This window comes from Paenibacillus sp. FSL H3-0333 (genome assembly GCF_038002805.1).
Taxonomy (GTDB): Bacteria; Bacillota; Bacilli; order Paenibacillales; family Paenibacillaceae; genus Paenibacillus_AQ; species Paenibacillus_AQ silagei.
Window position 1 is genome coordinate 997,447 of record NZ_JBBODG010000001.1, and the last position, 25,661, is coordinate 1,023,107.

20 protein-coding genes are annotated in these 25,661 nt (G+C 53.5%); 10 read left to right on the top strand and 10 right to left on the bottom strand.

Annotated elements, in window-relative coordinates:
* The first annotated feature begins 31 nt into the window (after positions 1–31).
* Together MHH78_RS04510 and MHH78_RS04515 are read left to right on the top strand one after the other, a co-directional pair.
* A complete protein-coding gene (locus MHH78_RS04510; protein WP_341166718.1) occupies positions 32–1,495 on the top strand; it encodes a CoA-acylating methylmalonate-semialdehyde dehydrogenase in 1,464 nt (487 codons plus the stop codon).
* A gap of 30 nt (positions 1,496–1,525) precedes the next feature.
* Entirely contained in the window at positions 1,526–2,893 is a 1,368-nt protein-coding gene (locus tag MHH78_RS04515; protein WP_341166719.1) for an aspartate aminotransferase family protein, read from the top strand.
* Here the strand turns inward: MHH78_RS04515 and MHH78_RS04520 are convergent.
* Complete coding sequence (locus MHH78_RS04520) at positions 2,859–4,547, bottom strand: PucR family transcriptional regulator (protein ID WP_341166720.1); 1,689 nt, start codon at positions 4,545–4,547, stop codon at positions 2,859–2,861. The two genes, MHH78_RS04515 and MHH78_RS04520, sit on opposite strands and share 35 nt — an antisense overlap.
* A 304-nt stretch (positions 4,548–4,851) precedes the next feature.
* Here MHH78_RS04520 and MHH78_RS04525 point away from each other — a divergent pair, with 304 nt between their 5' ends.
* From MHH78_RS04525 to MHH78_RS04540, 4 genes are read left to right on the top strand one after another with little or no spacing between them, the layout of a single operon-like run.
* Positions 4,852–6,243 carry an NAD(P)-dependent oxidoreductase gene (locus MHH78_RS04525; RefSeq protein ID WP_341166721.1) on the top strand — a complete coding sequence of 464 codons (1,392 nt, stop codon included), beginning with the start codon at positions 4,852–4,854 and terminating at the stop codon, positions 6,241–6,243.
* Positions 6,244–6,275: 32 nt separating this feature from the next.
* Positions 6,276–7,565 (top strand): NAD-dependent dihydropyrimidine dehydrogenase subunit PreA, encoded by a 1,290-nt coding sequence (preA, locus tag MHH78_RS04530; protein WP_340994820.1) that lies wholly within the window; start codon positions 6,276–6,278, stop codon positions 7,563–7,565.
* A gap of 1 nt (position 7,566) precedes the next feature.
* Positions 7,567–8,994, top strand: coding sequence for a dihydropyrimidinase (gene hydA / locus MHH78_RS04535; protein ID WP_341166722.1), 1,428 nt, complete (start codon positions 7,567–7,569; stop codon positions 8,992–8,994).
* Between the two features lies 1 nt (position 8,995).
* Complete coding sequence (locus MHH78_RS04540; RefSeq protein WP_340994818.1) at positions 8,996–9,235, top strand: hypothetical protein; 240 nt, start codon at positions 8,996–8,998, stop codon at positions 9,233–9,235.
* 375 nt (positions 9,236–9,610) lie between these two features.
* Here the strand turns inward: MHH78_RS04540 and MHH78_RS04545 are convergent, their stop codons facing one another.
* Together MHH78_RS04545 and MHH78_RS04550 are read right to left on the bottom strand one after the other, a co-directional pair.
* Positions 9,611–9,898, bottom strand: coding sequence for a GNAT family N-acetyltransferase (locus MHH78_RS04545; RefSeq protein ID WP_341166723.1), 288 nt, complete (start codon positions 9,896–9,898; stop codon positions 9,611–9,613).
* A gap of 125 nt (positions 9,899–10,023) precedes the next feature.
* Positions 10,024–10,698 (bottom strand): cohesin domain-containing protein, encoded by a 675-nt coding sequence (locus MHH78_RS04550; protein ID WP_341166724.1) that lies wholly within the window; start codon positions 10,696–10,698, stop codon positions 10,024–10,026.
* Positions 10,699–11,124: 426 nt separating this feature from the next.
* Here MHH78_RS04550 and MHH78_RS04555 point away from each other — a divergent pair, with 426 nt between their 5' ends.
* The 3 genes from MHH78_RS04555 (at position 11,125) to MHH78_RS04565 (ending at position 14,445) form a co-directional block, all read left to right on the top strand.
* Complete coding sequence (locus MHH78_RS04555) at positions 11,125–12,228, top strand: YrpD family protein (protein ID WP_341166725.1); 1,104 nt, start codon at positions 11,125–11,127, stop codon at positions 12,226–12,228.
* 96 nt (positions 12,229–12,324) lie between these two features.
* Entirely contained in the window at positions 12,325–13,698 is a 1,374-nt protein-coding gene (locus MHH78_RS04560) for a WG repeat-containing protein (protein ID WP_209989264.1), read from the top strand.
* A gap of 33 nt (positions 13,699–13,731) precedes the next feature.
* Complete coding sequence (locus tag MHH78_RS04565) at positions 13,732–14,445, top strand: DsbA family protein (protein ID WP_341166726.1); 714 nt, start codon at positions 13,732–13,734, stop codon at positions 14,443–14,445.
* A 102-nt stretch (positions 14,446–14,547) separates the two neighbouring features.
* On the opposite strand, the gene MHH78_RS04570 is transcribed toward MHH78_RS04565, so the two are convergent.
* Complete coding sequence (locus tag MHH78_RS04570; protein ID WP_341166727.1) at positions 14,548–15,684, bottom strand: response regulator; 1,137 nt, start codon at positions 15,682–15,684, stop codon at positions 14,548–14,550.
* 2 nt (positions 15,685–15,686) lie between these two features.
* Positions 15,687–18,806, bottom strand: coding sequence for an ATP-binding protein (locus tag MHH78_RS04575; RefSeq protein WP_341166728.1), 3,120 nt, complete (start codon positions 18,804–18,806; stop codon positions 15,687–15,689).
* A 181-nt stretch (positions 18,807–18,987) separates the two neighbouring features.
* Here MHH78_RS04575 and MHH78_RS04580 point away from each other — a divergent pair, with 181 nt between their 5' ends.
* Positions 18,988–19,626 carry a TVP38/TMEM64 family protein gene (locus MHH78_RS04580; protein WP_036728222.1) on the top strand — a complete coding sequence of 213 codons (639 nt, stop codon included), beginning with the start codon at positions 18,988–18,990 and terminating at the stop codon, positions 19,624–19,626.
* Here MHH78_RS04580 and MHH78_RS04585 read toward each other — a convergent pair.
* The 5 genes from MHH78_RS04585 to MHH78_RS04605 form a co-directional block, all read right to left on the bottom strand.
* Positions 19,612–21,126, bottom strand: coding sequence for an aminotransferase class V-fold PLP-dependent enzyme (locus MHH78_RS04585; RefSeq protein ID WP_341166729.1), 1,515 nt, complete (start codon positions 21,124–21,126; stop codon positions 19,612–19,614). The genes MHH78_RS04580 and MHH78_RS04585 overlap by 15 nt on opposite strands.
* 181 nt (positions 21,127–21,307) lie before the next feature.
* Positions 21,308–21,784, bottom strand: a complete 477-nt coding sequence (locus tag MHH78_RS04590; RefSeq protein WP_076080972.1) for a DsrE/DsrF/DrsH-like family protein — start codon at positions 21,782–21,784, stop codon at positions 21,308–21,310.
* Positions 21,785–22,158: 374 nt separating this feature from the next.
* Complete coding sequence (locus MHH78_RS04595; protein WP_339252019.1) at positions 22,159–22,470, bottom strand: hypothetical protein; 312 nt, start codon at positions 22,468–22,470, stop codon at positions 22,159–22,161.
* A gap of 83 nt (positions 22,471–22,553) precedes the next feature.
* Positions 22,554–24,698, bottom strand: a complete 2,145-nt coding sequence (locus tag MHH78_RS04600) for a bifunctional diguanylate cyclase/phosphodiesterase (protein WP_341166730.1) — start codon at positions 24,696–24,698, stop codon at positions 22,554–22,556.
* A gap of 260 nt (positions 24,699–24,958) precedes the next feature.
* Positions 24,959–25,582: an acetate uptake transporter gene (locus MHH78_RS04605; protein WP_036692138.1), complete on the bottom strand. Its 624-nt coding sequence runs from the start codon at positions 25,580–25,582 to the stop codon at positions 24,959–24,961.
* Between the last annotated feature and the right edge of the window lie 79 nt (positions 25,583–25,661).

Consider the following 25,661-nt stretch of genomic DNA (forward strand, 5'->3'; position numbering starts at 1 on the left):
GCGGACGAACACAGGAAAAGAGGTGCGGACGATGACACTGCTCACGGGGCAGGCCAGTAAGGTGAAGAACTATATAAATGGAGCTTGGGTGGAGTCCTCCTCCGGGCGGCAGGAGGAAGTGTTCAACCCGGCGACCGGCGAAATCATTGCCTATGTGCCGATCTCCAGCCGGGAAGAGCTGGATGCAGCCGTGCGGGCAGCTTCCATAGCCTATTCCGCGTGGAAAAGGGTCGCTGTTCCGCGAAGGGCCCGCTATTTCTTCCGGTACCAGCAGCTGCTGGTACAGCACAGCAAGGAGCTGGCCGAGCTGATTACGCTGGAGAATGGAAAAAGTCTGGAGGAAGCGCTGGGCGAGGTACAGCGCGGCATCGAATGCGTGGAATTCGCCGCTGGCGCTCCCACGCTGATGATGGGCAGCCAGCTGCCGGATATCGCGACAGGCGTAGAGTCCGGCATGTTCCGTTATCCCCTGGGCGTTGTGGGCGGCATCGCCCCGTTCAACTTCCCGATGATGGTGCCCTGCTGGATGTTCCCGCTGGCGGTAGCCTGCGGCAACACCTTTGTGCTGAAGCCCTCCGAGCGGACGCCGCTGCTGGTGAACCGGCTCGCGGAGCTGTTCGCAGAAGTGGGCTTCCCGCCGGGGGTGCTGAATGTGGTACACGGGGCGCATGAGGTGGTGGACGGCCTGCTGGCGCATGAGGAAGTGAAGGCTGTCTCCTTCGTGGGCTCACAGCCGGTGGCGGAATATGTCTATAAGCAGGGGACCGCGCACGGCAAGCGGGTGCAGGCGCTGGCCGGCGCGAAGAATCATTCGATTGTGCTGAAGGATGCCGATCTGGACCATGCGGTGAAGAATATCCTATCCGCAGCCTTCGGATCGGCGGGTGAACGATGCATGGCCTGCGCTGTAGTGGTGGTTCAGGATGACATTGCTGAAGAGCTGGTGAGCCGGATTACTGAGGCCGCGGACGGGCTGAAGATCGGGAACGGTAAGGAGGATGGGGTGTTCCTGGGCCCGGTCATCCGGCAGGCGAACAAAGACCGGACGATCGATTACATTGAAGCTGGGCTTGCCGAGAAGGCGGTGCTGGTGAGGGATGGCCGCAAGGATGCTGCAGCCGCGGGCAACGGCTATTTCCTGGGCCCGACGATCTTCGATCATGTGATGCCGGGCATGAAGATCTGGCGTGACGAGATCTTCGCGCCGCTGCTGGCAGTGGTGCGGGTGAAGGATCTGGCGGAGGCGATAGCGGTCACGAATGAGTCGCCCTTCGCCAACGGGGCCTGCATCTATACGGACAGCGCCAGGGCAGTCCGCGAATTCCGTGAGGAGATTGACGCCGGGATGCTGGGCGTCAATCTGGGGGTGCCTGCGCCGATGGCATTCTTCCCTTTCTCAGGATACAAGAAATCGTTCTATGGAGACCTGCACGCTAATGGCCGGGACGGTGTTGAATTCTACACCCGCAAGAAAATGATTACCGCGCGTTACTAAAAGAAGGAAAGCCAAGGAGGAGAGTGTGCCGTGCAGAGTCTGGGCAAAGAAAGCGAGCTGGCGGTGAAGAAGGACCAGCGGTATTTGTGGCATAATATGACCCCTTACAGTGAGCAGCATCCGCCGATGATTGCAGCATCCGCAAGCGGCTCGTGGGTTACCGATATCGACGGCAACAAATTCCTGGACGGCATGTCCGGCCTGTGGTGTGTGAATGTGGGGTACGGGCGCAAGGAGCTGGCGGAGGCGGCGTACAACCAACTGCTGAGCCTGCCGTATTTCCCGCTGACGCAGAGCCATATGCCGGCCATCGCGCTGGCCGAGAAGCTGAATGAATGGCTGGAGGATGAGTATGTCATCTTCTTCTCCAACAGCGGCTCGGAAGCGAACGAAGCAGCCTTCAAAATCGCCCGCCAGTACCAGCAGCAGACCGGCCAGCCTGACCGCCATAAATTCATAGCCCGCTACCGGGGCTATCACGGAAGCTCGCTGGGCGCCCTGGCGGCGACCGGGCAGGCGCAGCGCAAGTACAAGTACGAGCCGCTGGGCGGCGGGTTCCTGCATGTAGCGCCGCCGGACAGCTACCGCCGTCCGGCCGGCATGAGCGAAGAGGCGTTCAACCTCCAGTGTGCGCAGGCGATTGAGGATATGATCGTCTGGGAAGGCGCAGAGTCTGTAGCGGCGGTAATTATGGAGCCGGTCATTACCGGCGGGGGCGTAATCGTGCCGCATCAGGTCTATATGGACCGGGTGCAGGAGATCTGCCGGACCTACGGCGTATTGCTGATTATCGACGAGGTGATCTGCGGCTTCGGGCGGTCCGGCCGCAAGTTCGGACACCACAATTTCGGGATCAAGCCCGATATTGTCACAATGGCGAAGGGGCTGACGAGCGGCTATCTGCCGTTATCGGCTACCGCTGTGCGCAAGGAGATCTATGAGGCCTTCAAGGATAACAGCGATGACTACGGGCATTTCCGGCATGTGAACACCTTCGGCGGCAATCCGGCTGCCTGTGCGCTTGCCCTGCGCAACCTGGAGATTCTGGAGCAGGAGCGGCTGGTCGAACGCGCCGGAATTCTGGGCCGCAGGCTGGAAGGCGGGTTCGCTGGGCTTCTGGAGCATAAGCTGGTTGGCGATATCCGCAGCTTCGGGCTGGTCCTGGGGATTGAGCTGGTGGCGGATAAGGCCACCAGAGTGCCTGCTGAGCTAAGTGTGGTTAAGGGAATTATTGCCGACTGCAAAGCCAAGGGGCTGATTATCGGCAAGAACGGCGATACGGTGGCTGGCTTCAATAATGTGCTCACCTTCGCTCCGCCGTTATCCTCGACGGATGAGGATGTGCAGTTCATCATCGATACCTTCACAGCTGTGCTGAACGGGAGCTGGGCAGAGTGAATTTCTCCGGGTACAGGAACTGGTAGGCGCGCAGGGCGACCTGAATGGAGATCCGGTTCTCCGGGAGCATGAAGTCCTCGCCGAGCAGCTCGGTGATTTTGTCCAGCCGGTAGTAGAGGGATTGCCTGACGATGAAGAGGCTGCGGGCGGCGATCTGCTTCGACCCGTCATGATCGAGGTAGACGCGCAGCGTCAGCAGCAGCTCACTGCCCTTCGCCTCATCGTGGTCGATCAGCGGGCCGATATAGCTGCGGATGAAATTCTCCAGCGTCTTGCCGTCGTTCAGGCTGAGCAGCAGCTGGAAGACGCCTAACTCCTCATACATGAGGACCGGCTTCTGGTAACAGGAATAAAGAGACAGCGCTTGTACGGCTTCCTGATAACCGGCATGAGCGTGCTTCAGGCCCCGGTGGGACTTGCTGACTCCGATGACGAGCTGCAGGTCCTTCAGCTTCTCATCCGCGCGGATATGCTGCAGGGAATCAAGCGCCTGCTGCAGGCGCAGCTTGCCGGGCAGCTTGGACTGGATATCCAGGGCAATGACGGTCAGCCGGTTGTTCTTCAGGGTGATCAGCGGCCGGAGGGAGTGCTTCTCGAAGATGGAGCGCAGGATGAGCGAGAGATGGAAGGTGATGGATTCCCAGTCATTCTCCGAGCTGTTCCATTTGACATCCCGGGGATTCTCGATCTCGATCAGGCAGACCCGGTAGGGCAGCTCATTAACCAGGTTGAAGTCCGGGCCGACCAGCCCCTTGAGCCGGTTGTCGTCCTGAGTACGTCCCCCGACCAGCTCATCCACCCACAGATTCTCCGAGAAAAGCCTTCGTTCCTCCATGTACCGGGTGCGCAGCAGCTCCTGTGCGATGGATAAGGAGGCGGAATCGAGCAGCAGACAGTCGAATTCCTGCGGCTTGTGATGACAGACCATCAGGATATAGGCCCAGGTCTGGTCCAAGGCTCCTACGGGCTTCACGGCGATGGTCTTGTGGCCGTATTCGCGGATATAGGGGGCGGCCTCAGGCGCTGCTCCCTCCATCTCTTCGCTGAAGGTCTCGAAGAAGCCCAACAGCGGGCGCTGCTCCTCGGGCGCGAGGGCCGGGAAGAAGAGAGGTTTGCCTTGCAGCTGCATATAGAGAATCTGAGTGCGGGTGCTTTTACATAACAATTGCAGGACCTTAAGGGTTCCCTGGGAGGTTAGCGTCAGCCGGTGGAATTCGCGGGAGATGCTCTCCAGCTCTTGCAGCATCCGGTGGTGGCGGTTGATGATGAGGGAATGCAGATCGAGTGTAATGTCGACGAACCGTACAGTGCGGGTGAATTGGATCAGCGGAAAATCGTGCAGGTTCGAAAGAGCGATCATCTCCTGCGGAATGGCACTGAAGTAGGCTCCCAGCTCGATGCACAGGCAGGCGGCGTTCTTATCAATCAGATTCTGCATGAAAGACAGGGCAGCGTCCAGATCCGTGCTTGCGCTCATTCCGGTGGTCAGAATCATCTCTTCGCCGTGAATCAGACTCTCCAGGCTTGCGCTCTCCAGCACATGCACCCAGCGGACTGCCCGGTTCAGGCCGTTTCTTCCCCCGATCAGCTCAGCTTCAGCGAACAGCGGCCGCTTCAGCGCGTCACGGATCGTAAATACAAGTTCCCAGTCCATAAGCTTCCCCCTCATTCACTTCGTTCTCAGACCATTCTCACAGGTAAAAAAGTGACTTTTGAAATTAGACAATCTGTCTAATGTAACGAAAAAACGGATTGGCTATAGTTTGAATATAATATGTCAGGAAACTTAACTCAAATTGGAGTGCGATTAGCGATTTTATCGGCTTGAAGTTTATTTTACTACAATAATTCTTACAAGTATGCAAAATAATAAGGCTATCATCGTAATAATGTTATATTATATAACATAAATCGAAGCCGAGAGTGGAAGCTACTTTGGCCAGAAGGAGGGGTACCCGATGGAGCAATTTTCACCGTTAACCACATTGACGCCTGAGCTGTTCATGCGTAATTTTGCCGAGGCAGAGCCGGGGCTTACCCGCAAGGGGGCTATCGAGGAATCCAACCGCTGTCTGTACTGTTATGATGCGCCGTGCATCAAGGCCTGTCCGACCAGCATCAATATCCCTTCCTTCATCAAAAGAATCGCTACCGACAATCTCAGAGGGTCGGCGCAGACCATCATGGAGGCAAATCCGGTCGGCGCAAGCTGCGCAAGGGTATGTCCTACGGAGGAGCTGTGCGAGGGAGCCTGTGTGCTGAACGGCGCTTCCGCACCGATTGAGATTGGCCTGCTGCAGCGGTATGCCACGGATTGGGCGATCCGCAGCGGACTTCAGCTCTTCCGGGCAGGTGAGCCTAACGGCAAGAAGGTAGCGGTGATCGGCGGCGGACCGGCAGGTCTGTCAGCGGCCAGAGAGCTGGCGCGCGAAGGCTTCCAGGTGGTGATCTATGAGGCGAAGCCGCTGGCCGGAGGCCTGGATACCCACGGGATTGTCTCCTTCCGGCTGCCGCAGGACATTTCGCTCTGGGAAGTGGAGCAGGTGGAGAGGCTGGGCGTAGAGATCCGCACGGGAATGAAGGTGGGCGTGGATATTTCCATAGAAGAGCTTAAGGCCGGATATGATGCCATTGTGCTGGCGGCCGGGATGGGTTACGTCCCTCCGCTGGGGATTGAAGGCGAGAAGCTGTCTGGTGTCTATGATGCGATCGAACTGGTGGAGACCACTAAGACCGGTATTCCTGCCCTAGAGCTGATGGGACAGCGTGTGGCTGTCATTGGTGCGGGCAATACGGCCATTGATGCGGCCACCTGCTCGGTGCGGCTCGGCGCGGCGAATGTGAAGATGATCTACCGCCGGACGCGCGGAGAGATGACGGCTTATGATTTCGAATATGAATTCGCCAAGCAGGAGGGGGTGGAATTCAACTGGCTGACCCTGCCGAAGCGGATTGTCGGGGATGAGCTGGGGAATGTCGCGGCACTGGAATGTGTGCGGATGGAGCTGAGCGGTGAGGCCGGGCCGGATGGACGCCCCTCTCCCGTCCCGGTGGAGGGCTCGGAATTCCTACACCCGGTGGATGCCGTAGTGGTGGCTATCGGCCAGAAGCGGCGGATGGACCTCATTGAGGCGCTGGGGCTTAAGCATAAGCGGGGCGTAGTTGAGATTGATCCCGCGACCGGCCGTACCTCTGATCCGCAGATTTATGCTGCCGGCGATATTGTTTTTGGCGCAGGGACGGGGGAGGCCATGGTGGTATCTGCCGCGCAGCAGGGCAAGGATGTTGCCTATGCGATTGTGAAGCAGTGGTCAGGGCGTCAGGATGGCGTAGTCGGCTCTGCCGTATAACGCGGATTTCATAGAAGAGGGAGGGAATGGCAATGGCAGATCTCAGTATTGATTTTGCAGGCATCAAGTCACCGAATCCGTTCTGGCTGGCCTCTGCGCCGCCTACCAATACAGGCTATCAGGTGCAGCGTGCGTTCGAGGCAGGCTGGGGAGGCGCGGTGTGGAAGACGCTCGGAGAGCCGGTCATCAATACCTCGGCCCGGTTCGCCGCCGTTCATTTTGGCGGCCAGCGTGTAGCGGGCTTCAACAATATTGAGCTGATTACCGACCGTCCGCTGGAGGTCAACCTGAAGGAAATCTATGAGACGAAGCGGAGATTCCCGGACCATACGATCATTGCTTCCCTGATGGTGGAGCCGAAGCGGGAGAAGTGGCATGAGATTGTGAAGCGCGTGGAGGCTATCGGCGTAGACGGTCTGGAGCTGAACTTCGGCTGTCCGCACGGCATGGCTGAACGCGGCATGGGCGCGGCTTCGGGCCAGCAGCCTGATCTGGTGCAGGCGCAGACCGCCTGGGTCAAAGAGGTGGCAACCACCCCGGTCATTGTGAAGCTGACGCCGAACATCACCGACATTACCGTGGTGGCCCGGCACGCCGTCAAGGGCGGAGCGGATGCGATCAGCCTGATCAATACCATCAACAGTCTGGCCGGGGTGGACATCCACAGCTGGAATACAATTCCGAATGTCGGCGGCCAGGGAGCGCACGGCGGTTATTGCGGCCCGGCTGTCAAACCGATTGCCCTTAGCATGGTGGCGGAATGTGCCCGGGACCGTGAAGTCGGCGTGCCGATCTCCGGCATCGGCGGCATCTCCACCTGGCAGGATGTCGTCGAATTCATGCTGATGGGCTCGACAGGAATTCAGGTCTGCACAGCGGTTATGCATCATGGCTTCAGGATTGTGGAGGAGATGATCGACGGTCTGAACCATTACCTGGACGAGAAGGGGCTGGCTTCGGTAACCGAGCTGATTGGCAAGTCGGTGCCTAAGTATTCCAACTGGGGCGATCTTGACCTTAACTATCAAGTCGTTGCGCAGATCAACGAGGAGAACTGTATCAACTGCAATAAATGCCATATTGCCTGTGAAGACGCCTCTCATCAATGCATCGATATGCTGACGAATGCGGAGGGCAAGGCGATTCTGCAAGTGCGCGAGGAGGATTGTGTAGGCTGCAATCTGTGTTCGATTGTCTGCCCGGCAGACGGAGCCATTGATATGATTGCCCTGGAGGGCGGCGCGGCCCCGATGAGCTGGAATCAGCGCAGCCGGATCATCAGCGGAGTCAACGGTGCTTATTCGGAAGTGGAGGCGGGTTAAGATGAAGAAGATCATCAAGCACGGGATTATCGTTACAGCGGCAGATACGTATACGGGGGATGTCCTGATTGAGGATGGAATCATCAGCGGAATCGGCTTGAATCTGGAAGCGCCGGGCGCGGAGATCATTGATGCTTCCGGCTGTTATGTCTTTCCGGGAGGGATTGATCCCCACACCCATCTGGATATGCCCTTCGGCGGCACAGTTACCGCCGATGACTTCGAGACCGGCACGATTGCTGCTGCTTACGGCGGAACCACCACGGTAATCGACTTCTGCCTGACCACGAAGGGGCAGCCGCTCCAGCAGGCCGTAGATACCTGGCATCATAAATCGCAGAATAAAGCAGTCATCGACTACAGCTTCCACCTGATGGTGTCAGAGCTGAATGACAAGGTGCTCAGTGAGCTGCCGCAGATTATCGAGCAGGAGGGCATCACCTCGCTGAAGGTGTTCATGGCCTACAAGAACACGTTCCAGGCCGACGACGGGGTGCTGTATAAGACGCTTCAGGCGGCGAAGCGCGAAGGGGCGCTGGTTATGGTGCATGCCGAGAATGGGGATGTCATCGAATATCTGGTGGACCAGGCGCTTGCCGCCGGAAACACCGATCCGCTCTATCATGCGCTGACCCGTCCCCCTGAGCTGGAAGGCGAGGCGACTGGGCGGGCGGCTTATTTGACCGGGCTGACGGATTCACAGCTCTATGTGGTGCATGTTACCTGCGCCGAGGCGGCCTGGAAGATTGCAGAGGCCCGCAAGAAAGGGCTGCGCGTCTACGGCGAGACCTGCCCGCAGTATCTGGTGCTGGATCAGTCGGCGCTGGCGAAGCCGGATTTCGAAGGCGCCAAGTATGTCTGGTCTCCTCCGCTGCGCGAACAGTGGAACCAGGATGTACTCTGGGATGCCCTCTGGAGCGGGACGCTGCAGACCATCGGCTCTGACCAGTGCTCGTTCAACTTCAAGGGGCAGAAGGAGCTGGGCCGGGGCGACTTCTCGAAGATCCCGAACGGTGGACCCACTATTGAAGACCGGTTCATTGTCCTCTACTCCGAAGGGGTGCAGAAGGGCCGGATCACGCTGAACAAATTCGTGGATATCATCGCCACCTCAAGCGCCAAGCTGTTCGGCCTGTTCCCGCAAAAGGGTACGATTGCCGTGGGCAGCGATGCTGATATCGTGATCTTCGATCCTGCAGTGGAACGGACACTGTCGGCAAAGACCCATCATATGAATGTGGACTATAATGCGTTCGAGGGGCTGGAAGTCAAGGGAGAGCCGGTCTCTGTGCTGAGCCGGGGAGAGTTCGTGATCCGGGACAAAGTATTCGTCGGTGCCGCAGGTCAAGGCAAATACTTGCACCGCAAGCGCTTCGAGGCCGAAGCTCCCCATCCAGCCCAGGCAGAAATCAGCGGAGGAGTGGTCTGAGATGTCAGCATTTGCAGAGTTCGACCGGGAACGGCAGGAAATCGACAATCTTGTCGGGCTGGGCTATAACGTTGCCGGAATCTATGAGGATCTGGACGGTGCCAGGGTTACCTTCATCCGCAGGGAGCCGGCCGGCGGACCGGTGGAGCTGCTGCTGCTCACAGCAGACGCGCGCAAGCATGTGACGACGCTGCTTGTTGGCCGAACCAGACCCGTGGAGTCGATTGAAGCCCAGACGTAAACCGGAACAACGGAGATCAAGCTCCAAACGTCTCTGACGTTGGCTTGGTCTTTTATTTATGTTGAGGAGAGTAAGAGTTCATAATGTATGCGGAAAACCGAATATAATGGGCACGCAGGAAGCGAACGGGCCAAATGTATGCGGAAAACCGAACACAATGGGCACGCGGGAAGCGAACGGGCCAAATGTATGCGGAAAACCGAACACAATGGGCGCGCGGGAAGTGAACGGGCCAAATGTATGCGGAAAACCGAATACAATGGGCGCGCGGGAAGTGAACGGGCCAAATGTATACGGAAAACCGAATACAATGGGCGCGCGCTGGAAGCGAACGGGCCAAATGTATTCGGAAAACCGAATACAATCTTCTCATGGCTAATGCTGTATCCCTCTAATTTGCAGGTTGGCATTGAGTTCATCCGTACGTAATTCATGGCGCAGGATAGACATGATCTGGAGTGACTCAAATCCACCCTCCGTCCGGATACATTCGCGGAGGGTGCCTTCCTTTTTGAAGCCGGCCGCTTCATAGACATGCTGCGCTCTGACATTGTAATCCTTAACGTCGAGCCACAGCCGGTGCGTATCCGTGTGATTGAATGCCCAATAGATCAGCAGCTTCAGCGCCATTGTCCCGTAGCCGCGGCCCTTGGCCTGAATCACAATCCGTTTGATGCACAGTGTGAGATTAGGGTGTATATACACCATAGTACAAGAAATATAGACGGCAGCTAATTATGTAAGGGATATGTATGTGGATGGAGCTGCCGCAACTGTAGGATTCACTGCTACGTAAGACGGTTAACAGACTCCAGTGCAGAGAAGACGGAGACGGACGGAGATTGGGTAATTTCGATCCTTGCCGGGGAGTTCGCTGTGACATCGGGCGAGTAGAGATAGATGCTATTTGCGGCTTCAGAGGTGCGGATTCTGGTGAATTCATTGGCCAGGCTGATCATTGAGGAGGAGGCGAGCGTAAGTGCTTTGACCCGCAGCTTGAACGTGACCAGAGTCTGATCTACTGCCGGAATCGCCTGCTGCCCGCTGCCCGCTTCAACCTGAATATCAATGCCGCGCATACTTGTGTTTTTTCCGAGATAGATGCTGCCGTCCACGGGACTCTGAAAATTGAACTGGAACAGGTTATCGACCTCATTGCCAGCCGTATAATTTCCTTCCGTATAGATCGAATGCTGTGTATATTCAAGGTTATCAAATACCTGGCTGTCATATTGGATAATGAAGTTAAGATAGCTGTAGCCAAGGTCATTTGGCGCGAAGTCTTTTAAATGCACCAGCACGGTAACTTCATCCCCCGGATTATAGGCCTCTTTGTCAGTGGTCACCTCAACAGACATCGCAGGAGCGGTGGTATCCACTGCAGCCTCACGAATCATGGACATCATAAGCGGCAGTACCTTCATCCCTCTGATTGCCCGCTTGAATCTATTCCTTTTATTCATGTTACATCCCCCATTGCCATCATAATGATGCATCCCTATGCATGAATGATCTTGTATATGAACAATGGTAACAATTGTCACTGATAAAATACTGATAAACGTCGAACTATGGCGTAAAATATCAAATTTTTTGTATTGGAAATACATTCTCGTACAAAAATGCAACACTAAAAGCAATTTACCTCTGCAGCACTTTCCCTAAAGACAACCTTCATATGAAAAACTGCCGAATACAATGTCGTATTTTACAATATATTGATAAAGCTAGTTTAAAACATTACAAAGCCTATATTTTCAAAAAAATGTTTGCAAGATAACAAAAAATGGAATAGTATGAACTTTGAAATGACAAATATTTCTTTTAATGAGAGGGTGGTCGAATAAAAGTATTTTATTATAAAAATTTAAATTATAAGGAGAAAAAAGATGAATTTTAAAAATGTGGCAATGTCATTAACGATTATGAGTTCTTTGTTATTTTCTTCGTCTGTAGGAGCAGAGTCAGCAAATCCTTTAGAAGTAGCTAATGATCCAGAAAATGGTGTTGAAATTCTAAATGAGATAGGGATTTCACAGAACGTGGTTGATCAATTTATCTCGGAGGCTGCTAGCGAGGTTCAGAAGGAGAAGCTTATAAAAAGTTTAAAAGGATTTGCTACTGCATCATACTCAGAGCAAGTGTATGATTATATAAGTGTTGCAGAAGATGGTTATTATTTTTATGAGGAAGATGTTAATCATGAAAAGAAAGCGTATTTTGTTCCTGTTGATCACTCGGAATTAAATATGAGAACATCAGTCGATACTAGTAATGTTACAGAAGACGTTTACTTAAAGCAAGATTTAATCACTCCATTCGCAAAAACTGGAGCTGACTTACCAGATGGTATCGGAGGTAGACAGTATGTAGTGCAGAAAGGTACATATATATCAACTTCTGGGACTATTGCTGCACCATCACAAGTAGTTAAAGAGACTGGTGAGAATGCTTATACCTATGTCGGTTTTATGGCTGGAGCTAACTCTGCTGATATGGGATTAATGTATGATGATTCTGTGGGTATAGGTAATGCTGAGAAAGGGTGGAAGCCTGCAATTCAAATTAATGGTAGTACCACTAATGCTTCATTTGAAGCGCCATATAATCAAGTCCAGAGTGCTAATGCCTACATGGCAGGTTCTCAAGTTACTTTTTATGCATGGTATAATAATAATAAGAAAATCCGTTTGAAAATTGATGGTACTGCTATTTGTGGTGATATTGGATGTAGTAGTTCAGCTGATAAACCGTTGACAACAATAATAGTATCCAATACCGATTATAATATTCAATCATCAAGTTTTCAGAAGTGGAAGCTCTTATCAGTTGTGACTGGAGATAATGACGGAAGAAATAAGTCGGAATTTACTAATATCAAAGTTGACGGAGTGCCTGTGCCTAGCAATGTTTTCCCTGCTCCAGACCAGGATTTTGCCACCGTAACACGTGATTCTAGCAATAATGTTATAATTACCGTAACTGGGGAGTAATTAATAATATGGCCAATTCCTTGGGATATTAGGGAGTTGGCTATATCACTTTGATTCTTCGATGAAATAAAAATCAAAGGAGCTGAATTGTAAGATATGAGCAAACCAATAAAAGTGCTGTTCTCATTTTTTCTTGTTATATTCTTTATTGCAATGGTCAGTAAAGAGTCTGCTTTAGCGAAAAATGGAATTAGAGTGATTTTGTATGGAAATCCCATTCAAGAAAAGCACTCACCAATTATGAAGAACAACACGGTATTGGTTCCATTTAAAGGGATATTCGAAAAATTGGGTTTTAATGTTAGTTATGATTCAGCAAGCAAAACAATTTCTGGTCAGAAGACAGGCACTACTATTAAATTAGTAATTAATCAAAATACGGCTTGGATAAATGATACACCCACTATACTTCAAGTAGCTCCACAGATAATTGATGGAGCAACATTTGTACCACTTCGTTTTATAGGGGAAGCCAGCAGACTCGAAGTGAAGTGGTACGGGGACTCTCAGATTGTTTCATTATATTCTAAGCAAAATCTTTTTCCGGTATCACGCGGAGGGAAATTTGGCTATATTGATGCGGAAGGCAAAATTGTTATTGATTATCAAGCAAAATTTACAGATGCCTATGCTTTTAATGAAGGGCTAGCCATTGTTTATTCAAATGCTAAATTTGACGGATTCATCAATCAACAAGGGAATAAAGTAATACCTAAGGGGAATTATTATGATGCCAAGGAATTTTCAGAAGGACTTGCAGCGTATAGAACGCTTAAAACTGCAACTGATTTTGCTGTATCTAACTATGGTTATTTGGATCTTACAGGAACTAGTGTTATTAAACCGCAATTCAAAAAAGCTAATAATTTCTCCGAAGGATTGGCTGCTGTCCAAGTGGGGAGTGGATATGGATACATTAATTCTTCCGGGAAAATGGTAATTAAAGCCCAATATAACAGCGCTGAGGATTTCTCTGAAGGTGCTGCTCTGGTTACAATAAATGGAACTTCCCATTATATTGATAAGAAAGGGAAGTTTTTGTTCAATTCAAGCTATAAAAACGGGGAGTCTTTCTCGGAGGGATTGGCGGCTGTTAAAGCAGGAGCTAACTATGGCTTTATTGATAAGAAAGGGAAATTAGTAATTCCTGCTAAGTATGAGGAGGTCCACTCTTTTTCGGAAGGGTTGGCTGCTGTTAAAGTAAATGGAAAGTCAGGTTATATAGATAACAAAGGAAAACTAATTATTCCTAACCAATTTGATGCAGCGAGTGACTTTCATGAAGGGCTTGCAGTTGCCGAATCGGGAGGGAAGACCGGATTCATTAATAAAACAGGGGCTTGGGTTATTCAACCAACGCTTGATTGGGCTGGACGCTTTTCTAAGGGGCTTTCTTACGCATATAGTGTTGATGGAGAAGTATACATTAATAAAAATGGTCAGATTGTGTGGAAAAGAAGCCAACCTTAACAGCGGAATGAGAAATGAGGAAAATGCGACGATATGAACAAAATTAATTTTCGTAGTAAGTCTTTTTATCCAATTATAGCGGTATTAGCTATTATCGTAATATCTCTAGGGCTTATTGTTGTATACAATAGTAATTCGCCTGAAATATCCGCATTGGAGAAGATGCCGAACTATACAGAAATTAAAGGGAAGTATAATGCTGAAGGGTTGAAATACGAAAAACAACCGCGTATGGGAAATGCCAATGCTAAAGTAAAGATTATTGAGTTTGCAGACTTTAAATGTCCAGCATGTAAAAAGTGGAAGGAGGCAAATTGGGATAGTTTAAAGAAGGAGTTCTTAGATACTGGAAAAGCGGAAATTTATTTTATTAACTATGCATTCATAGACCGTGATTCTATTCTTGCAGCAAGCGCAGGAGAAGCTATCGCCAAACAAAATAATGAGAAGTTTTGGGAATACTATGAAAAGCTGTATGACCATCAAGGGGATGAAACTGAAATTTGGGCAACTCAAGGATTCCTTTTGGATTTTGTGAAGAATAATATTGATGGTATTGATTATAAGTTATTTGAGGACGATTTCAAAGGCCATAAATATATGTTGGATGTTAAGGAAGATTATAAAACAGCTGGACATTATGGAATTAATGGAACACCACAGTTTATGGTTGACGGGAAGCTCCTTCCTGATTCTTCTTATCAGAGCTTGGCCTCTGCTATCGAGTACCAACTATCATTTAAATAATACTTAAAAGGACGACCATCATTTTCCAATTTCGAATGATGGTCGTCCTTTTACTGTCAGTCTCTCAAAAGATATTATGGATTTACATTGGAGTTTCGGCCCCTATTTACCCAGCCGCCGGTATTCGTCGACGAACCAGTCCGGCAAGGCGTCGCCGGTCTCTGCGATGTAGGATTCACTGAACTGGGTGAATTTGCGCTGGGCGCGCAGGGGCTTGGCGGTCTCGTAATAGATGGCGATTAACCGCAGGGCGTAACTCTCCTCCAGCGGCTCCAGCTCCGTCAGGCGCACGGCGTAATCTTCGGCCTCGTGTGGCCGTGCAGCCTGCACCAATCCCAGGGTAAGCTGCTCCAGCAGCTTGAGGTACAGCCGCCGGTATTTGTCACGGGCGGAATATACCCAGAGGCTGTCCAGCGACTGAAGCAGATCACCGGTGTACAGGGCGCAGGCCTTCTGCAGTTCCTCCAGTTGGCTGTTCTGCATTGCAAGCGCCGCAGCTTCCTGGAATTTCTCAATGTCCCCCTCAATCTCCCTCGATTCCAGCCTGTAGTTCTCCCTGCCGAAGGTCAGCTCAATCTTGTCCTCCAGCGCGGCTTTCTTCAAGGTGGTGCGGATCTGGTAGACCGTAGTGTGCAGATATTGCTTGCCCTTCTCGTAATTCCACTGCGGAAACACATCATTCAGAATGACGCTGACACTGCCCTGCCTGTGAATCCACAGATACGCAAATAATTCCTGGGCCTTGTGTGTTCTCCACTTCACCAAGCCCTGAGGGCTGGTTAGCTCATAATCCCCCAGGAGCCGGAACGCAGTTGTCCTCCCGGCTGCTCCAGTTGCTCCAGTTGCCCCGGCAGCCCCGGCAGCTGCAGGCGATAGGCGTTTACTGAGCAGCTTGTTCCAGGTCTTGAGCAGCCGCGAAGGATCAACGGGCTTCAGCAGATAATCCATCGCAGACAAGTCGAAGGCTTCGACAGCATAATTCCGGTAGGCGGTTACGAATACGATGTCTGTGTCCGGAGATACTGGCAACAGCTTTTCGGCAAAAGTGAGCCCGGACAGCTCCGGCATCTGGATGTCCAGGAATAGAACATCCGGCTTCAGTTCGGAAGCAGCAGCGAGGGCTTCGCGCGGGTTATCGTACGTCAGGACAGAGGATACTCCTTCACACTGGAGCAGCAGCCGCTTCATCTGATCCAGTGCCGGCCATTCGTCATCAATTACCATTACAGAGATGCTCATACTCAGGAGACCTCCTCCTTCCATGGGATTGTTATCAGTACATCTATACCTCCGCTGGCTCCCCGGGTAAGAATCAGCGGACGCCCGAACTGTGTGAGCAGCCGGCGGTTAATGTTCCGCAGGCCGATTCCGGTGCCTTCGCCATGCGAAGATCGGTAGTCGTCCTTCATCCACGAGGCTAGCTGTTCATCGCTCATTCCCTTTCCGTTGTCCGAGACGGTGATCAGGATATCACCGCCCTCCTGCCGGGTGGAGATGATCACTGTTCCTCCGTCAATTTTCTCCATCAGTCCGTGACGAACAGCATTCTCTACAATGGGCTGCACAATCAGCGGCGGCAACGGGAATTCACTAACCTCAATATGATACTCGGCATTCAGCCGCTTCCCGAACCGGGCCTGCTCCAGTGACAGATAGGCTTCGATCAGCTCCAGCTCCTTCTCGAATGGAATGGCGGTCTCCTGGTTGCTGAAGTCGAAGCTGCCACGCAGGAAATGGCTCAGATCGTATAGCAGCAGCTGCGTCTTCTCGGTGTCACGCGTACTCATCCAGATGATTGTATTAATAGCATTGTACAGAAAATGCGGCTTGATCTGCGCACGCAGCATGGCGATCTCCGAGCTGAGCCGCTCGGAGACAGACCGCCTTAGCTGAACCAGCGTGTTAACCCGTCCCTTAAGATCGCTCCAGATATAAGGCTTATGGATAAAATCATTGGCTCCGGCGCGGAAGGCCGCCTCGTTGAAGTGAAGCTGCTGCCCGGCCGTAGCCATCAGGATCGGCAGGTCCAGCGGGGTGTAAGTCTGGCGGATGATCCTGCATAGCTCAAGGCCGGACATCTCGGGCATCATAACATCGATCATACAGAGATCGAAATTACGGTCAACAGCCAGCAGCGCGAGCGCCTCCTTGCCGCTGCTGCGGCTTGCGATGCTGTAATTCTCCAGCGACAGCAGGTTGGTCAGAGCCTTCAGGCTGGCATAATCGTCATCTACGATCAGGATACGCGGCGCATAGGGAACGGCTTGTCCGCTGGACTGCGGCGGATTAGCCGACCGGTATTTCCAGAGGTCATCCAGCATTTCCGGCTGGGTATACGCTTGTCTTAAGAGCGCCTGTTCTCCGGCTTGGGCGGCAGCGGCGGCTTCCGATTCCTTGCCCGGAAGCGTGAAGGTGAATGTGCTGCCCCGGCCAACCCGGGAAGAGACGGAGATGCTCCCGCCATGCAGCTCTACCAGCTTACGGCTGATCGCAAGGCTCAGTCCGAGGCCTCCGGTCTCAAGGGAATCGGCCTCGCTCAGCTGCTCATAGTCATGGAAGATATACTCCAGCTGATCCTCGGGAATGCCCTTTCCGGTATCGGTGACGGCAATGGAGAGGAACTCCTCCTGCCAGGCGGCCTCGATGACCACGCTGCCGCGGTCCGTGAATTTCAGTGCATTATCCAGCAGGCTATAGAGGATCTGCATCAGCCGCTGTTCATCAGCCTGGACCAGGAAGCGGCCCGGCGGGATGTGATTTTTGATGCGGATGCTGCCCTTCTTGTTCAGGAACTGGAAGACCTCAATGACAATGGCTGCCACCCCCTGGACATCGACGGTCCCCCATTGCAGGGTGATGCGCTGGCGCTTGATCTGCTCATAATCGAGAATATCCCTGACCAGGAAGGCCAGCCTTCTGCCCGTACCGAGAATCAGCCGCATATCCTCCCGCTGGGACGGGCTTAGCGGTCCTCCGGCTCCCTCATGCATGGATAAAGCCACGTTAATGATGGCATTCAGCGGCATACGCAGCTCGGCGGAGGTCTTCAGCAGGAACTCATCCTTATCCCTGTCCTTGCGCTCCAGCTGCCGGGACAGCTGCTTAATGGTCTCGTAGGCATGGGCGTGGCGCGCAGACAGGAACAGCCCTTCGGCAAGAATGAAGATCGGACCGGCTATCGGCGGAACAGCGTAGAGTTCGGTACCGAAGAACAGATTGCTGGCTAAGGATAAGGTGAAGATCACTACAGCAATGACACCGATCAGCAGATAGTAGGAACCGGTCTCCCTAAGCAGAATGGCTTTGACCATAACATAGAACATATAGCAGACAGAGATGAAGCTGAAGGCCAGCAGCAGCCCTGTAATCCGCGAATACACAGTCAATGAGCTTAGCAGTACAACGATGCAGAAGCTTAAGGCATACACAGAGCAGATCCGCTTAAAGAGCCGGGAATAGAGTGCGGGAAACAAAGAATAGGTATAGCTGGATACACAATAGAACCCGACTACACCGGATACCGCCTGCAGCTTGTTGAATCCTTCATAAGAGAGGGAAGGAAGGTACTCGAGCAGCAGCTTCTCACTGTGCGTCAGCATATATAAGGCGATCATGAAGCAGAAGATAGCCAACTGAAGCGAGGACTTGTCCTCTTTGCGCTGAAAGCCCTGGCCGATGAAATAGCAGCCGATAAAAGCAAAGCCTGCCACCAGCAAAGTGTCGTAGGTCCGGTTCCGCTGGTCGATGGCAGTTATAGCAGCAGGGGTGCCAATCCGGATAGGCTCCGCAATGCCTCCGCTTGAATAGGTGAAATTGGACGTATGTATCAGAATCTCCGCCAGATTATCTCTGCTGTGAAAAGTCAGGGAATACGGATGATTGCGCGGCTTGGTGGTCTCCCGGGATTCCCCCGGCGTTCCGCTTCCGCCCAGCCGCTCGCCATTTACATATACCTCGCTGGCATTGCGGATATTGCTCACCTTGAGGGCGAAGGCGGGAACCTCCGGCGGCAGCTGAACCAGCAGACGGTAGGTTGCATATCCGTAGCGGGAGAAGCCGGTAGCCTCCGATGCCCGGCCCCAAGCGCCGGGCACGGACATATAGGCCGGTGCCTCTGCTGTTCCGGATAAGGTATCCAGCGGTTCCAGCAGCTCCTGCCAATAGAATTCCCACTTCCCTTCAAGCGGGTAGACGGCAGAATTATCGAAGGTGCAGGAGGATAAATCGGCCCATCCTGACCTTGGGCTGTAGCAGGCAGACGAGGAGCCGAGCAGGGGGATCAGCGCCACTGCGGCGAGCAGGCCGATGCATAACAGGGCGAGCACTCTTTTGGCCAGCAGACTATAATCAAATGTTCTCATAATTTCATCATATCTCCGGCAGCTTGCGCTTGTCCAGCCTGTTGATTACATATCCTTCTATTTCCCGCTGATACGGTATCGTCCATAAATTAGACAGTAAAGCCGCGTCCGATTGGCATCAGAGAAGCAGAAAGTATTGTATAATTGAAGCTCACTAGAGTACTTGAGGAGCGCTGAAGAAATGTTCTATATAGATATTATGTCATGGCTGACCGAGGAGCGCCTGTTGCAGCTGCTGGAGCAATACCGCTCGTTCGGGCCGCTGCCGGGTGTGGGGCTTACCTTCATGAAATCGTTCGTACCTCCGCTGCCGACTATAGCGATTGTAGGGCTTAACGGGGCGGTGTACGGGTTATGGCTGGGGTTCCTGTATTCCTGGATCGGTCTGGTCGCAGGCTGCACGGTCACCTTCCTGATTATCCGCAAAATTGCCGGACATCCCTACCTCACCAAATGGGCCAAGCGGCCCAAGGTAGCCAAAGCGATGACCTGGGTCCGCCAGAGCGGGTTCAGCTATGTGTTCCTGCTTAGCCTGTTCCCGGTGGGTCCGTTCGTGGTGATTAATATGGCGGCGGGTCTGGCCGGAATGCGGCTGCGTTCCTATCTGATTGCACTGTGTGCCGGCAAAGCCATTATGGTATTTGCGGTATCCTACATCGGCAATGATGTGCAGCGGTTCATCCGTCATCCGGCGGAAATCATCTATGTGCTGCTGTTTATCGGAGCTTCTCTGTGGGGGGTTAAAGCGATTGAAGCCAGGTTCGCCCGGCTGGCGCGGGAGCGGGAGCTGCGCGGCCAAGCGCCGCTACAGCACAAATAATTCACGAATCTCCTCGTCCTCTGTAACGCCTCTCTCCCCGGTATGAAGCCAGCTATTGGTGACAGCATTGTAGCGGTAATCCTTGCTCCATTCTCCAATATTGCTGACAATAGACTGTACGGCGAAGACCATATGCTCTACCTCCCGGTCCGTCATGATCGGGTGCAGGGACAGGCGGATCCAGCCCGGCTTCAGCGACTGGTCCCCGGCGTGGATCGCCTGGATAAATGCCTGGGATTGCGCCGGATTCAGCCCGAGCAGCTGATGGCCGTACGGACCGGCGCAGGAGCAGCCGCCACGCGCCTGAATGCCGAAGCGGTCATTCAGCAGCCGTACCGCGAGATTGTAATGAATCTCCTTCAGCGTGAAGGAGACAATGCCATGCCGCTTACGGTGTACGCCCTCCAGCACGGAGCAGCCGGGAATCTGCGCCAGCCCCGAGAGCAGCTTCCGGCATAGCTCTTGTTCACGGACGATCATATATTGTCCGGTTCCGTTCATCTGCTCCTTCAGCTTCACGCAGAGGGCGGTGCGAATCGCCTGCAGGAAGCCGGGGGTACCCCCGTCTTCGCGGACCTCAACATCATCGATGTAGCGGCGTCCGCCCCAGCGGTTCACCCATACCACGGTGCCGCCGCCGGGCTCATCCGGCAGCCGGCCGGTGCTGAGCGCGGTGTCGAACAGCAGCACGCCGCCGGTTCCCGGACCGCCGAGGAATTTATGCGGAGAGAAGAAGATGGCGTCCAGCTTCTCCTGCGGGGCTGCCGGATTCATATTGATCTCCTGATAAGGGGCGCTGGCTGCGAAATCCACGAAGCATACCCCTCCATGCCGGTGCATGAGTGCAGCGAGCTGATGATACGGGGTCTCCATGCCGGTGACATTGGAGCAGGCGGTGAAGGAGCCGATCTTGAAGCGGCGGTTCCGGTAGATCGTCAACAGCTCCCCGAGCTGCTGCAGATCCACCTCTCCTCCCGGCCCGGAGGGGACGGTAACCACATCGCCGAAGCTCTCCTGCCAGGGCAGCAGATTGGAATGATGCTCCATATGACTGATGAAGATAACCGGGCGCTCCTCCGGTGCGCAGAGGGTTTCCTGCTTCAGCCATTCCGGCAGCTTCAGGCCCATAATCCGCAGCAGCTTGTTCACCGCGCCGGTGGTGCCGTTGCCGCAGAAGAGCAGGGCATCTGCGGGGGCGGCGTTCACATGCTGCCGGATGATGCTCCGTGCTTCATGATAAGCCAGGGTCATGGTCAGGCCGGTGGTGTTGGAGTCGGTATGCGGATTGCTGACATAGGGGCCGAAGGTCTCCTGTATTTTGCGCTCGATCGGCTCATACAGCCGGCCGCTGGCCGTCCAGTCGGCGTACAGCAGCGGCTGCCGTCCGTAGGGGGTGGAGATCAGATGGCGGCTGCCGACAGTGTGCTCACGGAATGCCGCGAAATGCTCTTGCAGTGAAGACGGCGCGTCTGCCGCAGCGGCGCGGTGGATACTCAGCACGGACAATCCCTCCAGGCAATGAATGCTCTATCATTTGAGACGGATTCCGGCAGGCGCTGGTGCTGCGCAAGGCAAGTATCGTGTGAGTCGCAGCCTCTGCGTGCCCGCCGGGGGTAACCAATCCGTCTTCGTCTGCCTCAGTATATGCCCGGTGGCGTAATTAGGTTAAAGCCCATAGCCATCAGATGAAGAGCTGGATATCGCTCTCCAGCGCATCCTTCAGATACGCGGCGGCATCGATAATCTCCACCTCGGGCAGCAGCTCCTCCGGCTTGAAGCCCATGATCTCCACCGAGAGCTTGCAGGCGTAGAACTTGATGTTCTTTTTGCGCGCGCCCTTCAGGAAATGTATAAGCTTCGGTGCTCCCTGATCCTCCATCATCTCCTCCAGCATCAGCTTGCCGAGCCCGCTGAAGTTCATCCGCGAGAGCGGCAGCTGCTCCGGTCCCTTCGGAGTAATGACATCCATCAGCTTCTCATAGATACTCTTATCCTCTAGCGTCATAGTCTCCGGGTCCCGGACGAGAAACAGCCCCCAGAACGAGAAGAACATCGTAACCTCCACCTCAATATCCCTAGCCGCATTCGCCAAAATCAGCCCGGCCATCGCCTTGTCATACTCCCCGCTGAACATCAGCAGATTCAGTTTTTTGCCCATTCATCAGCCCTCCATCGGTATCCATAGAATGTCATTAGTATGGTTAGGGAGAGGGAAAGTATGCCTGCAGCCCGGCCGGAAGACACAGAAAAGGCTCCCTGGCGGGAGCCTGAAAGGTAAATAGCAGCTGGTACAGCGGCGTATGGCCGAATGTATGCGGAAAACAGCATACATTGTGCTCACATACTGGCATATGGCCGAATGTATGCGAAAAACAGCATACATTGTGCTCACATACAGGCGTATGGCCGAATGTATGCGAAAAACAGCATCTACTGGATGCGGATAGAGAGGGGGGGCGAATGGTGGACGGGTTACTCCAGGTTGTCTCCAGTCAGCTATCCCCGCTCCAAGCAGCAAATGCACCGTGTTCCTCACTGCTCCTCTCCCTGCTCGGCCTCAGCCCGGCGGGCATTGTCATAGCGGCGGGCGGACAGCCAGATGCTGCCGGTGAACAGGACGATCAGGCCGAGGATAATGCCGAAGCGCCAGTCTCCGGCCTTGAAGTTGAGCTGAAGGACGGTAAGCACCAGGGCGACCTGGGTCCAGACGAGGGTCCGTTTGCGGAAGGCGGTAATGTCTCCGGCCATCTTCGGCATGCCGCGGATAATCCGGTACGCCAGGAGGGCGAGGATCAGCGCAAACAGGGCGGTTCCGGCCATTTCGCCGGTAGTCAATCTATTCATGTTCTCAGAATCCTTTCGGGTTAACATCGGATGAAGCTAATTATAACGATCCCCATACCCGCGTGCAAAGCATCCGGACAGCTTCAGGAGAACAGCTTGCGGATCTCATCGGCAGGCAGCGGAGGGAAGAACAGGAATCCCTGAATATGCGGGCAATTATGCTGCACCAGGAAGGCCAACTGCTCCTGCGTCTCGACCCCTTCGGCAATCAGGTCATAGCCAAGCTGGGAAGCGACGAAGACGATGGATTTGATGATGGTCTCATCTATGGAGCTGACGCCGATGCCGGTGATGAAGGTGCGGTCAATCTTGATTTTGTTCACGGGAAAATGCTTCAGGTAATTCAGCGACGAATATTTCGTACCGAAATCATCGATGGAGACGATGATCCCGTGATCGCGCATCTGCTGCAGCAGCGGATAATGCTCCTCTAGTAGTGCGGTGCTCTCGGTGATCTCGAATTCGAGCACATCGGTATCCAGCCCGTACTCGTCAAGCACGGCGAACAGATTCTCAATCAGGTTACGGTTGTAGAACCAGCTGTTGGAGATATTGATCGAGGTCCGCAGCAGCGGCATCCCCAGACCGCGCCACTCGCAGAGCTGGCGGCACACCTCGCGCAGCACCCAATCGGTGAGCTGGATCATCAGTCCGGCTTCTTCAACGGCAGTGATGAACGTCCCTGGTCCAATCAGCCCCTTCTCGGGGTGATTCCAGCGGATCAGCGCCTCTATGCCGATCATTTCCCCTGTGATGGCGTTGATCTGGGGTTGATAATAAAGCACGAATTCTTCCCGTTCCAGGGCGGAGTGCAGATATTTGGCGATCATCGTCTTCTGCTCCAGCTTCTCGCGCAGCTCCCAGTCAAAGATGAAGTAATTGGTGTCCTCCTGCGACTTGGCCTGATACATCGACATATCGGCGAATTTCAGCAGATCGTCCGTATTCTGCGAATGCTCGGGGTACAGGGAGATGCCAATGCTGGTGGACAGGCTCAGATGCGCTCCCGAGATCAGGAGGGTCTGTGAGATCAGCGTGCTGATCCGCCCGGCGATCACAGGAATATCCGTGTGCGGCAGACCCGCGAAGATCATCACGAATTCATCTCCGCCGGTACGGGCGAACAGCTTGAAGGGCAGGCTCCCGGATTTGAGCCGTCCGGCCAGGGTCTTGATCACCTGATCCCCCGTAGAGTGGCCGAGCGTATCGTTGATCTCCTTGAACCGGTTCAGGTCGAAAAAGAATAAGCTATAGGTCTGTGTGGGCTCCGAGCTCTGCAGCAGACGCTCGAATTCGTCCATGAAGAACCGCCGGTTGGGGATCTCCGTCAGACTGTCGTAGTGCGCAAGCTTTTCATAGAGACGCTTGGAAATACGCAGGTCCCGGGTCCGGATGCTGACCACCCGTTCCAGCTCACGGTTGAAGCGGCTCTGATACCAGAAAATATATAGAATGAAGGCAATCACCAGCAGAAAAGCAATATCGATCCACAGTACGCTGAGCAGCACCTGCCATTTCTTATGCGGGGGCATGGAAGTACCCATCAGCCAGTGCTGATTATAGGTGTTCACGGGAACCGTAAGCTGCGGGTCCTTCGAATGGGCTTCATTGCCGAACAGGAAGGTATGATCCTTGGTGGTGACAGATATTTTGCTGTCCTTATACACAAGCTGGTTAACGATATTATCTATCTTCACGGTGACGGAGACGATGCCCTCCAGAGAGTTATCCTTATAGATGGCCTGCCGGATCACCATGCCATAGCCGCCCTGGGCAAGTGTGCGCGGACCGTCTATTGTAATGCTGCGGGAGCGGAGCGTTTCTTGGATCATGCCGGGAGAGGCCAGGGAGGAATCCAGCAGCAGGCTTCTGCCGAGCAGTGTCGAATTACCTTCAAGCGGGTAGAGGTAGCGGATCAGACCATCCGGAGCGATCATGATATTCGTGACATTGCTGGTGTTCTTGGCGTGTGCGGTGACCAGGTAGCTCTGGATTAGTGCAGGATCGGCATCGAAGCCGACGGTTTGGATAAAGGAGCTGACCCCTTTCACAATGGCCACCCGCTCTTCGATGTTCGAGGCCAGCATGACCGCCTGTGAGGCCAGATCCGCCTTCTCGGCTCTATATTCCCGGGCCAGGGATACGGAATAATAATAGAACAGGCAGAGCTGCAGGATGATGATGAAGCCGATGATGATGCTTAAAGGCTTTTTACTAAGGAAAGCCATGGATTGCCCCCGATACCGGAAAAATAAAAGCCGCAGATGTCAAAGTGTATAATAAGCGGTTCCTAAACCGCAGGGAAATGTCGATTAATGTCGTTTGGGTCTCTATAGCATGTCATTATTATCGTGTTTGCGCAAGGGAATTCCTAACAAAACCCGCCTGAATCCAAAAACGGATAAACACCATCTGCATAAAAGGGCAGTAAGCATTTATCCGAGTCTTTGGAGAGAAGGGCATGGCCCTGCCCGGCTGGAAGCCGGTGCTATTTTTTGAAGATGCCCAGCGGGGCACCAATCGGCAGGAAGGTACGTCCGAAGTGGGCGTTGAGCACAGATGCGCCGCAGCCGTAGAGCGATACGATACCGATAGCCATTTCCGATACGGCAGCCAGCTTGTGGAAGAATTCCGCAGCGACGCCGAAGGCATCCATCGAGAGTCCGAGGAACAGAAAGTCGATCAGGATGAAGATAATCAGCAGTACACGGTTTGCCTCAACAGCGCCGAGCGTCATGAAGAGGGTGAACACAAGATATCCTGCAAAAACAAATCCCAGCTGCTTGGGGTCCACGCCCTCTGCCAGCACTGCACCGAATACACCGAGCTTGATCAGCCAGCTTGCCCCCATGCCGAACCAGAAGAACGCATAGGCGCCAAAGGCAGTCATGCCGAAGGTATTGTTGTGCTTGGCATCCTGGATGGATGCGAATAGCTGGGCGAAGGCTCCAAGGAAGATGGCCCATGGAATACAGTAGCTGAGACCTGTTGTAATTTCGAGCTTTTGTGAAGAAGCGACCAGGGTAACGATGGCTAGTCCGAATAAGCCGATGGCGCTGGGGTCGGCGGTAACGATTTTGACGGACTGTGCGGTGTGCGGTTGCGCTGACATAACAATGAAAGCCTCCAATTTTCATAAGTGTTCGCATAGGATAACAGCACCCTAAGCCGGGTGCTGTTATCAGCCTGCC

Bases quoted from the DNA above. Each gene is read 5' to 3' on its own strand.
- MHH78_RS04510 (WP_341166718.1), top strand. From the start codon at position 32: ATGACACTGCTCACGGGGCAGGCCAGTAAGGTGAAGAACTATATAAAT.
- MHH78_RS04520 (WP_341166720.1), bottom strand. From the start codon at position 4,547: ATGGACTGGGAACTTGTATTTACGATCCGTGACGCGCTGAAGCGGCCG.
- MHH78_RS04525 (WP_341166721.1), top strand. From the start codon at position 4,852: ATGGAGCAATTTTCACCGTTAACCACATTGACGCCTGAGCTGTTCATG.
- preA (WP_340994820.1), top strand. From the start codon at position 6,276: ATGGCAGATCTCAGTATTGATTTTGCAGGCATCAAGTCACCGAATCCG.
- hydA (WP_341166722.1), top strand. From the start codon at position 7,567: ATGAAGAAGATCATCAAGCACGGGATTATCGTTACAGCGGCAGATACG.
- MHH78_RS04540 (WP_340994818.1), top strand. From the start codon at position 8,996: ATGTCAGCATTTGCAGAGTTCGACCGGGAACGGCAGGAAATCGACAAT.
- MHH78_RS04550 (WP_341166724.1), bottom strand. From the start codon at position 10,698: ATGAATAAAAGGAATAGATTCAAGCGGGCAATCAGAGGGATGAAGGTA.
- MHH78_RS04555 (WP_341166725.1), top strand. From the start codon at position 11,125: ATGAATTTTAAAAATGTGGCAATGTCATTAACGATTATGAGTTCTTTG.
- MHH78_RS04560 (WP_209989264.1), top strand. From the start codon at position 12,325: ATGAGCAAACCAATAAAAGTGCTGTTCTCATTTTTTCTTGTTATATTC.
- MHH78_RS04565 (WP_341166726.1), top strand. From the start codon at position 13,732: ATGAACAAAATTAATTTTCGTAGTAAGTCTTTTTATCCAATTATAGCG.
- MHH78_RS04570 (WP_341166727.1), bottom strand. From the start codon at position 15,684: ATGAGCATCTCTGTAATGGTAATTGATGACGAATGGCCGGCACTGGAT.
- MHH78_RS04575 (WP_341166728.1), bottom strand. From the start codon at position 18,806: ATGAGAACATTTGATTATAGTCTGCTGGCCAAAAGAGTGCTCGCCCTG.
- MHH78_RS04580 (WP_036728222.1), top strand. From the start codon at position 18,988: ATGTTCTATATAGATATTATGTCATGGCTGACCGAGGAGCGCCTGTTG.
- MHH78_RS04590 (WP_076080972.1), bottom strand. From the start codon at position 21,784: ATGGGCAAAAAACTGAATCTGCTGATGTTCAGCGGGGAGTATGACAAG.
- MHH78_RS04595 (WP_339252019.1), bottom strand. From the start codon at position 22,470: ATGAATAGATTGACTACCGGCGAAATGGCCGGAACCGCCCTGTTTGCG.
- MHH78_RS04600 (WP_341166730.1), bottom strand. From the start codon at position 24,698: ATGGCTTTCCTTAGTAAAAAGCCTTTAAGCATCATCATCGGCTTCATC.
- MHH78_RS04605 (WP_036692138.1), bottom strand. From the start codon at position 25,582: ATGTCAGCGCAACCGCACACCGCACAGTCCGTCAAAATCGTTACCGCC.